Here is an 8,574-nt window from a genome sequence, read left to right as displayed (position 1 = left end):
GGTGGGCTGTTGGACTCCGTGGATGGTCTTCCTGAGCCTGCTGTTGCTCCTGGTCTGTGTTCTCGCCGTCTTCGGGTTTCTCGGGTACGGCGGGCAGACCTTCGCCGGCGGGCTGCGGCGGCAGAGTTTCCCGGAGGTGCTGCGCGGGGGATCCGCGATCGCCGCGGCGGTCGCGGCCGGGGCGTACGGGTGGGGACTGGCGGGAGTGACCGGGGCCCTCGTGGAGGCGCGGGACGGGGGGACCGGTTCCGCTCCGGTGCAGGCCTGTCGTACGCCCGGGCAGCAGGCGGACGGCCAGGTCACCGGCTACCGCGTCGACTGGCTGCCGCTCCGGTTCGTGTGCGAGACGAGTGACGGGGGGAGTTTCGGGAGCGGTGATGTGCCCGCGTACGTCACTCCCCTCGTCCTCGGGTTCGGGCCGGCCGCTGCCGGGGGTGCCGTCTGTTCCGCGTGGGTCGTGGAGGTGCGGGTCCGGCAGCGGCGGCAGCGGAACCCCTGGTGACGAGTTACGCCGCCCGGGTGAGTTCCGGGAGGCCGAACAGCAGCGCGTAGCCCGGCGGCAGTTCGGCCAGGATGCGGTTCACCAGGTCCTTGCCGATCCGGGGCGGCAGGACGCTGAGGACCGAGCTGACGTCCCAGCGGGCCGTCGCGGGGGTCGCGCCCTCGATGCGGGCGGCCACCGAGTCCACGAACTCCGCGGCGGTCAGGGGACGGGTCGCCGGGATCTGGGAGGCGATCACCCTGGCCGCCTCCGCGGGCAGGGCCCGGGCCAGAGCCACTCGTTCGTCTCCGGTGACGTGGCCGCCCAGCGCGGAGAGCACGATGCGGGTGATGCGTTCCGCTTCGGCTCTCGCGGGGTACTGGCCCGCGTCCCGTACCGCGTCGATCAACGCCGGCCAGCCGTCCGTGTCCACGCCCCCAGCAAGGGCCGTGGCGGTGGCTCGGTCCTGTGTCGTCGTCACGGTCGTCACGGTCATCGTTTCCGTTTCTCCTCCCAGTCCGCTGTTCCTCGGTCCCCGGCGGTGTGCCGCTCAGCCGCTGAGCTGCTTCCGGCCGCCGTCGCCGCCCGTGATCCGGATACGGCGTGGCTTGGCCGCCTCGGCCACCGGGATGCGCAGGGTCAGCACTCCGGCGTCGTACGAGGCGTCGATGCGTTCGGTGTCGAGGGTGTCGCCGAGGAAGAGCCGGCGGGTGAAGGTGCCCGTGGGCCGCTCGGCGACGAGCACGTCGGTGTCCTCGGGGGCCGGGAAGCGGCGCTCGGCGCGGATGGTGAGGACGTTGCGCTCGACGTCCAGCTCGATCGTCTCGGGGTCGACGCCGGGGAGGTCGAAGTGGACGACGAAGTCGTCCCCGGCCCGGTACGCGTCCATCGGCATGGCGACCGGCTGGGCGGGGGTGTTGAAGACCTGCTGCGCAAGGCGGTCCAGCTCGCGGAAGGGGTCCGTGCGCATGAGCATCACAAGTCACTCCTCTCGGCAGGCGCTGTGTGTGTCGTCTGCGATGCCCTACGGCTTTTTATATAGCTCGGGAGAGGAAACTTGACAAGGGGCGGCTCAGGTTCGGGGCCTGGGCCGGGCCCGGCCGAGCCGGACCGTACCGCCGCGCTAGGGTCGGGGACATGGCAGACATCCCCAGCTCCCTCCTCGCCGCGAGCGGTCTCGTCGGCGGTTACGGCGTCGCCCGCTGGACCGGGAAGCGGCCGCTCGGCGGAGCCGTGCTGGCCGTCGCGGGCGCCGCGGCGGCACGGCAGTGGCGGCAGCGGGCGGGCGGGCCGGCCGCCGGCGCCCTGACGGCCGCGTATGCCGCCGCCTTCGCCGGGTCCCACCCGCTGGCCAAGAAGGTGGGCGCCTGGCCCGCCGTGCTCGGGGTGGCCGGTGCCGTCGCCCTCGCCTCCTGGGCCGTCGCCGACCGGCGGACGCGCTGACAACGCACTGAAGACCGACAGCGCACTGACACCTGCCCCCGGACGGCCGTCTTACGCCGAGTCCGTGCGGAACGCCCTCCGGTACCCCTGCGGACTCGTCCCCACCACTCGCCGGAAACGCTCCCGGAAGGCCGTCGGGGAGCCGAAACCGGCCTGTTCGGCGATCCGTTCCACCGGGTAGGCCGTCGTCTCCAGCAGGTACTGCGCCCTGCGCACCCGCGCCCGGTGCAGCCACTGCAGCGGTGTCGTCCCCGTCTGTTCGCGGAAGCGGCGGTTCAGCGTCCGGGTGCTCATGCCCGCCCGTGCCGCGATGTCCTCCAGGGTCAGGGCCTTGTCGCAGTGGTCGTCCAGCCAGCGCAGCAGCGGCTCGAACGTCGCGCCGGACGGCGCCGGCGGGCGGTCGTGGACGATGAACTGGGCCTGGCCGCCCTCCCGTTCCAGCGGCATCACCGACATCCGGGCGGCATGCGCGGCCACCGCCGAGCCGTGGTCCTGGCGGATCATGTGCAGGCACATGTCCAGGGCCGCCGCCGCGCCCGCCGAGGTCAGGAACTGGCCGTTGTCGACATAGAGGACGTTCGGGTCGACCGTCACCTCCGGGTAGCGCGCCGCCAGGTCCGGCGCCGCGATCCAGTGCGTGGTGGCGCGCAGTCCGTCCAGCAGGCCCGTCGCGGCGAAGAGGTACGCCCCGACGCAGACGGACGCGATCCGCGTGCCCCGCGCCGCCGCCGCGCACAGCGCCTCGGTGACGCCGGGCGGGAGCGGGTCGGGCGGTTCCTCCACGCCGGGCAGGATGATCGTGTCCGCCTCGGCCAGCGCGTCCAGCCCGTACGGCGCCCGCACGGTGAACGCGCCCGCGCTCACCTCCTCCCGGTCCGAGCAGACCCGCACCCGGTACGCCTCCCGGCCGTCCGGCAGCCGCGCCCAGCCGAACGCGTCGATCGGGGCGGAGAGGTCGAAGGGGATCACCCGGTCCAGGGCCAGTACGGCGACGGTGTGCATGGCGAGAGCGTAGGGGTACGCCAGGAAGTCGCCAACCGCCGTCTACCGGCCACGAGGTCTCCGGCCGCCCTCGGGCACCGCTGGCGAGAATCCGTTGACCCCTGGCACTATCGCCACTTCTGCAAGATCCCCGGCCCGCCTACCGTCACCGGCGTGACCAAGTTCCTCCTCAGCGTCCACGTCCTCGCCGCGATCGTCGCGATCGGGCCCGTCACCGTCGCCGCCAGCATGTTCCCGCCCGCCGCGCGGCGGGCCATGGCCGCGCCCGACGACCCGCGGGCCACCGAGACCGTGCGGCTGCTGCACCGCATCTGCCGGGTCTACGCCACCATCGGCGTCGTCGTACCGGTCTTCGGGTTCGCCACCGCGAGCACCATGGGCGTGCTCGGCGACGCCTGGCTGATCGTGTCCATCGCGCTGACCGCGCTCGCCGCGCTGGTCCTCGTCGCGCTGGTGCTGCCCCGGCAGAGCGCGCTGCTGGAGGGGGGCGACGGGTCCAGGGAGGCGACCGTACGGCTCGCCATGTTCACCGGGGTGTTCAACCTGCTGTGGGCCGCCGTCACCGTGCTGATGATCGTGCGGCCCGGGTCCACGACCGGCGCATGACCGAGGCGAGGGGCCGGAGACCCAGGCGTCGCCGTCCCGGCCCGCGGCGAAGCGCCGAAGGCTACGGCGTCGCCGTCCCGATCCGCGGCGAGAGGCCGAAGGCTACGGCGTCACCGTCCCGTCCGCGGCGAGAGGCCGAAGGCTACGGCGTCACCGTCCCGGTTCGGACCGTCGACGAGGACGCCGTCTCCGCCGCCTCCGACAGCGGTCGCGCGATGTCCTCCAGCGAGCGGCGTTCCGCCTTCACCGCGAGGAACGCCGCGACCAGCCCGGCCGCGCACATCAGCCCGGCGCCGATCTGGAAGGCGAGGACGGTGTCGCCGACCACCCCGGACTCGGTCAGGTCGGCGAAGAGCAGCGGGCCGCTGATGCCGCCGGCGGCGGTACCGAGGGCGTAGAAGAAGGCGATGGCCATCGCGCGGGTCTCCATCGGGAAGATCTCGGAGACCGTGAGGTACGCGCTGGAGGCGCCCGCGGAGGCGAAGAACAGCACCACGCACCAGCAGGCCGTCATCGTCGTCGCGGTCAGCGAGCCGCGGTCGAAGAGCCACGCGGTGACGAAGAGCAGCAGGCCGGAGATGAGATAGGTGCTGGAGATCATGATCCGGCGGCCGACGGTGTCGAAGAGCTTGCCGAGCAGCAGCGGGCCGAGGAAGTTGCCGGCCGCGATGACGGCGAAGTAGTAGCCGGTGTCGCCGGTCGGCACGTCGAAGAAGGTGATGAGGATGGTGCCGAAGCCGAAGGTGATGGCGTTGTAGAGGAACGCCTGGCCGATGAAGAGGGACAGGCCGAGGACCGCGCGGCGCGGGTACTTGCCGAAGACGGTCTTGGCGATCAGGCCGAAGCCGATGCTCTTGCGCTGGTGGATGGTGATCTCACCGGCCGGGGGCGGCAGCTGCTCACCCTTCTCCTGTTCGATCTCGCGTTCGACGGAGGAGACGAGTTCCTCGGCTTCGTCGCCCTTGCCGTGGATGAACTGCCAGCGCGGGCTCTCCGGGACGTGCCGCCGCACCAGCAGGATGACCAGGCCCAGGACCACACCGAGGGCGAAGCTGAGCCGCCAGCCGAGGTCCCTGGCGAAGATCGTGGTGTCCAGCATCACGATGGACAGCAGCGAGCCGCCGATCGCGCCCAGCCAGTAGCTGCCGTTGATGATCAGGTCGACGCGGCCCCGGTACTGCGACGGGATCAGCTCGTCGATCGCGGAGTTGATGGCCGCGTACTCGCCGCCGATGCCGAAGCCGGTGAGGAACCGGAAGAGGAAGAACCACCAGGACTCGAAGGACAGCGCGGTCAGCGCGGTCGCCGCGAGGTAGACGGCCAGTGTCGCCATGAACAGCTTCTTGCGGCCGTAGCGGTCGGTCAGCCAGCCGAAGAACAGCGCGCCCAAGCAGGCGCCCGCCACATACAGCGCGGCCGCCAGGCCGGTGACCTGGGCGGCCGAGATGTCGAGGCCGCTGCCTTCCTCGGCGATGCGGCCGGCGACATTGCCGACGATCGTCACTTCCAGGCCGTCCAGGATCCAGACGGTGCCGAGGCCGATGACGATCATCCAATGCCAGCGCGACCAGGGAAGTCTGTCCAGTCGCGCGGGGACGGCGGTGGTGACGGTACCGACGGACACGGGCTCCTCCTCGTCGAGACAGCCGACCGGACGGCGGCACTGCCGAAAAGGACGCGGCAGCTCGGCACGAGTGCCCCGTCAACCGCGCTTTTACGCCCGGCCCGCCCCGGGCCGGGCCCCTGGCAGCCCCCGGGCAGCCCTCGCTCAGATCCCGGTCACACCGTCGGCCTACGCCCCGAGCCCCCGCGCCACCGTGTAGATCAGCAGACCCGCCAGGGAGCCCACCACCGTGCCGTTGATCCGGATGAACTGCAGGTCACGGCCGATGTGCGCCTCGATCTTCTTCGTCGTGTGCTCGGCGTCCCAGCTCGCCACGGTGTCGGCGATCAGGGAGGTGATCTCCTTGCGGTAGGTGGTGACCACGTGCACCGCGGCGCCCTCCACCCAGCCGTCGACCTTGCCCTGCGTCTTCGGGTCCACGGCCAGCCGGGCCCCGAGCGACAGCAGGGAGGCCCGCACCCGCAGCCGCAGCTCGCTGCGCTCGTCCTCCGCCGCGGAGACGATCATCGACCGTACGGCCGTCCAGGTGGAGGCGATCAGGTCCTGGACCTCGCCCCGGCCGAGCACCTCGCCCTTCAGCCGCTCCACCCGGGCCCGGGTGTCGGTGTCGGACTGGAGGTCGGTGGCGAAGTCGGTGAGGAAGCGGTCGAGGGCACCGCGGGCCGGGTGGGAGGGCATGTCCCGCATCTCGGCGCAGAAGCGCAGCAGCTCCTTGTAGACCCGCTCGCCGACCTTGCGGTCCACGAACCGCGGGGTCCAGCCGGGGGCGCCGCCCTGGACGGCGTCCATCACATCGCCGCCGTGCAGCACGAGCCAGTCGTGCGCGCGGGTCACGATCAGGTCGACGACCCGTCTGTGACCGCCGTCGGCGACGACCTTCTCCAGCATCTTGCCGATACCGGGCGCGATCTCCTGGGCCTCCGCGCGGCGGGTGATCGCCTCGCCGACCACCGCCTGCACGTCGGAGTCGCGCAGCACGGTCAGCGCGCCCCGCAGGGCGGTGGCCAGCTCGGCGGTGACCCGGTCGGCGTTGGCGGGCTCGGCGAGCCAGGCGCCGAGTCTGCTGCCGATGCCGACGGAGCGCAGCCGCTGCCGTACGACGTCCTCGGAGAGGAAGTTCTCGCCGACGAACTCACCCAGGGAGACGCCCAGCTGGTCCTTCTTGTTCGGGATGATCGCGGTGTGCGGGATGGGCAGGCCGAGCGGGTGCCGGAAGAGGGCGGTGACGGCGAACCAGTCGGCGAGCGCGCCCACCATGCCGGCCTCGGCTGCGGCGGCGACATAGCCCGCCCAGGCGCCGGCGCCCTGGTGGGAGGCGAACTCGGCGAGGACGTAGATCAGCGCGACGAGGAGCAGCAGCCCGGTCGCGGTGAGCTTCATGCGGCGCACGCCGCGCTGTTTCTCCTCGTCGGCGGCGCTGAAGGTGGTCATGGCGCGGGCGGCGGAGGCGGGGACACGGGTGGCGGCGGCCCGGCCCTCGCGGTCCGTCCCCTCCGGTTTCCCGTCCGGCTCCCGGTCCGGTTCCCGGTCCGGTTTCGTAAGATCCATCCACTCCACCCGTTCCCGATGCCCCGCTATGACATTGTCCCTTCCTGACCGACTCCCGGAACGGAACGAGAGTTCCCGCCGTCCGTCCGGTCCGGGAAGACCCAGGGGTGAACGTCCATACCCCCTAGGGGGTCCCGTGCACCTCCCGGCAGCCCCATGGCGCATCATGAGGTGATCACCGGAGCCTCGGGGGCTCCGCACGCCCGAGGAGAACCGCACCCGCATGACCAGGCGTCACGGTTGTGCCCTGCTCGCCGCGATCTGCGCCCTGATCGCGGCCCTTTCCGCCGCCATATACGGCACCGTCTCGTCCGACGAGGGCACCGCCCGCCGGGCCGCCGCCGACCGCTCCGCCGCGCCCGCCTCCGCCGGCACCTGGGTCGGCACCTGGTCGGCGTCCCCGGCGGCGGCCGAGCCCGGCACGGAGATCACGGGCGTCGCCGGCCGTTCGGTGCGCAACGTCGTCCACACCAGCGCAGGAGGGACGAGTGCCCGCATCACGCTGTCCAATCTCTACGGCCGGCGCCCGCTGACCGTCACCCATGCCTCGATCGCCCTGGCCGCCGCCGACGACAGCGCGGCGGCCGTACCGGAGACGCTGCGGCGGCTGACGTTCCGCGGCGCCACCACCGTGGCCGTCCCGGCCGGCGGCCAGGTGACGAGCGACGCGGTGCGCATCGCGGTCCCGCACGACAGCGACGTCCTCGTCACCACGTACTCCCCCACCTCCGCCGGCCCGGTCACCCACCACCCGCGCGCCCGGCAGATCTCCTACGCCGCCCGGGGCGACCGCACCGACGACGTCACCGGCACCCCGTACACCGAGGAGGTCCCGTACTGGCGCCACCTGACCGCGTTGGACGTGCTCGCCGACGAGGCCGACGGCACCGTCGTCGCCCTCGGCGACTCCCTCACCGACGGCGCCGGCTCCACCGAGGGCGCCAACCGGCGCTGGCCGGACGTCCTGTCCGAGCGGATCCGCGACGCCGTGGCGGACGGGCGGGACGTACCGCGCCTCAGCGTGGTCAACCAGGGCATCAGCGGCAACCGAGTCCTCCACGACGGCCCGGGCCGCCCCGCCGACAACCCCAGCGGGCTCAACCGCTTCGCCCGCGACGTCCTCGGCCGCCCGAACGTCGAGGTCGTCGTCATCGACCTCGGCGTCAACGACATCCTGCGCAGCCGGCGGATCGCCGACCCCGACCGGATCCTCGACGGCCTGCGCACCCTGGTCCGCCAGGCACACGCCCGCGGCATCAAGGTCGTCGGCGCCACCCTGATGCCGTTCTACGGCCACCGCGGTCACACCGACGAGCGGGAGGCCGTGCGCCGGGAGATCAACGCGGAGATCCGCTCCGGCTCGGTCTTCGACGCCGTCGCCGACTTCGACGAGGCCCTGCGCGACCCGTACGACCCGCGCCGGCTGCGCGCCGACTACGACTCGGGCGACCATCTGCACCCGAGCGACCGGGGCTACGAGCGGATGGCGCATGCGATCGACCTGGACGACCTGAGGGGCGCGGCCCCGGCCCCGCTGTAACGGCCACGCGCGCGGACCGCCCCCGGGCGGCACCGAGTCCTCCCGGCCACGCGGACCCCGGCCGGGCTCATGCGTGTGGGCCGTACGGGCCACGCGAGGGCTCACCCAGCCGGGCCACGTGGGTCCACCGGACCCGTGAGTCCACCGGACCCGTGGGTCGGGCGCCCGCCGTCACATCGGACCCGTGGGGTCCACCGGGCCCGGCGGCAGGGACAAGCCCGGGTCGGCCGGCCCGGTGGACCCCACGGGTCCGATGTGACGGCGGGCGCCCGACCCACGGGTCCGGTGGACTCACGGGTCCGGTGGACCCACGTGGCCCGGCTGGGTGAG

Annotated in this window: 9 protein-coding genes; 4 read left to right on the top strand and 5 right to left on the bottom strand. The window is 72.8% G+C overall.

Going from position 1 to position 8,574, the window contains the following annotated elements; all coding sequences use genetic code 11:
* Positions 1–502 (top strand): hypothetical protein (locus CCN42_RS28790; RefSeq protein ID WP_245877511.1); only part of this gene is annotated, 502 nt, incomplete at its 5' end.
* A gap of 4 nt (positions 503–506) precedes the next feature.
* Here CCN42_RS28790 and CCN42_RS28785 read toward each other — a convergent pair.
* Positions 507–977, bottom strand: coding sequence for a DUF2267 domain-containing protein (locus CCN42_RS28785; protein WP_086739990.1), 471 nt, complete (start codon positions 975–977; stop codon positions 507–509).
* Positions 978–1,031: 54 nt separating this feature from the next.
* Entirely contained in the window at positions 1,032–1,457 is a 426-nt protein-coding gene (locus CCN42_RS28780; RefSeq protein WP_211294822.1) for an Hsp20/alpha crystallin family protein, read from the bottom strand.
* Between the two features lie 161 nt (positions 1,458–1,618).
* Between CCN42_RS28780 and CCN42_RS28775 the strand changes: the two genes are divergently transcribed.
* Positions 1,619–1,924 (top strand): hypothetical protein, encoded by a 306-nt coding sequence (locus tag CCN42_RS28775; RefSeq protein ID WP_086739987.1) that lies wholly within the window; start codon positions 1,619–1,621, stop codon positions 1,922–1,924.
* A 51-nt stretch (positions 1,925–1,975) separates the two neighbouring features.
* On the opposite strand, the gene CCN42_RS28770 is transcribed toward CCN42_RS28775, so the two are convergent.
* Positions 1,976–2,926, bottom strand: coding sequence for a GlxA family transcriptional regulator (locus CCN42_RS28770; protein ID WP_086739985.1), 951 nt, complete (start codon positions 2,924–2,926; stop codon positions 1,976–1,978).
* A 153-nt stretch (positions 2,927–3,079) separates the two neighbouring features.
* Here CCN42_RS28770 and CCN42_RS28765 point away from each other — a divergent pair, with 153 nt between their 5' ends.
* Positions 3,080–3,532, top strand: a complete 453-nt coding sequence (locus tag CCN42_RS28765; RefSeq protein ID WP_086168089.1) for a hypothetical protein — start codon at positions 3,080–3,082, stop codon at positions 3,530–3,532.
* A gap of 142 nt (positions 3,533–3,674) precedes the next feature.
* On the opposite strand, the gene CCN42_RS28760 is transcribed toward CCN42_RS28765, so the two are convergent.
* Positions 3,675–5,156, bottom strand: a complete 1,482-nt coding sequence (locus CCN42_RS28760; RefSeq protein ID WP_086739984.1) for an MFS transporter — start codon at positions 5,154–5,156, stop codon at positions 3,675–3,677.
* Positions 5,157–5,324: 168 nt separating this feature from the next.
* Positions 5,325–6,587, bottom strand: coding sequence for a DUF445 domain-containing protein (locus tag CCN42_RS28755; RefSeq protein ID WP_086739992.1), 1,263 nt, complete (start codon positions 6,585–6,587; stop codon positions 5,325–5,327).
* 340 nt (positions 6,588–6,927) lie between these two features.
* Here CCN42_RS28755 and CCN42_RS28750 point away from each other — a divergent pair, with 340 nt between their 5' ends.
* Positions 6,928–8,244 carry an SGNH/GDSL hydrolase family protein gene (locus CCN42_RS28750; protein ID WP_086739982.1) on the top strand — a complete coding sequence of 439 codons (1,317 nt, stop codon included), beginning with the start codon at positions 6,928–6,930 and terminating at the stop codon, positions 8,242–8,244.
* Positions 8,245–8,574 lie beyond the last annotated feature (330 nt).

Source organism: Streptomyces glaucescens, from assembly GCF_002154375.1.
GTDB classification, from domain to species: Bacteria; Actinomycetota; Actinomycetes; order Streptomycetales; family Streptomycetaceae; genus Streptomyces; species Streptomyces glaucescens.
Note: the sequence above shows the minus strand (reverse complement) of the source record. Positions and strands in the feature narration are given on the sequence as shown.

What these genes read in the sequence shown, in the direction of transcription:
- CCN42_RS28785 (WP_086739990.1), bottom strand. Translation starts at nt 977, where the DNA reads ATGACCGTGACGACCGTGACGACGACACAGGACCGAGCCACCGCCACG.
- CCN42_RS28780 (WP_211294822.1), bottom strand. Translation starts at nt 1,457, where the DNA reads ATGCTCATGCGCACGGACCCCTTCCGCGAGCTGGACCGCCTTGCGCAG.
- CCN42_RS28775 (WP_086739987.1), top strand. Translation starts at nt 1,619, where the DNA reads ATGGCAGACATCCCCAGCTCCCTCCTCGCCGCGAGCGGTCTCGTCGGC.
- CCN42_RS28770 (WP_086739985.1), bottom strand. Translation starts at nt 2,926, where the DNA reads ATGCACACCGTCGCCGTACTGGCCCTGGACCGGGTGATCCCCTTCGAC.
- CCN42_RS28755 (WP_086739992.1), bottom strand. Translation starts at nt 6,587, where the DNA reads ATGACCACCTTCAGCGCCGCCGACGAGGAGAAACAGCGCGGCGTGCGC.
- CCN42_RS28750 (WP_086739982.1), top strand. Translation starts at nt 6,928, where the DNA reads ATGACCAGGCGTCACGGTTGTGCCCTGCTCGCCGCGATCTGCGCCCTG.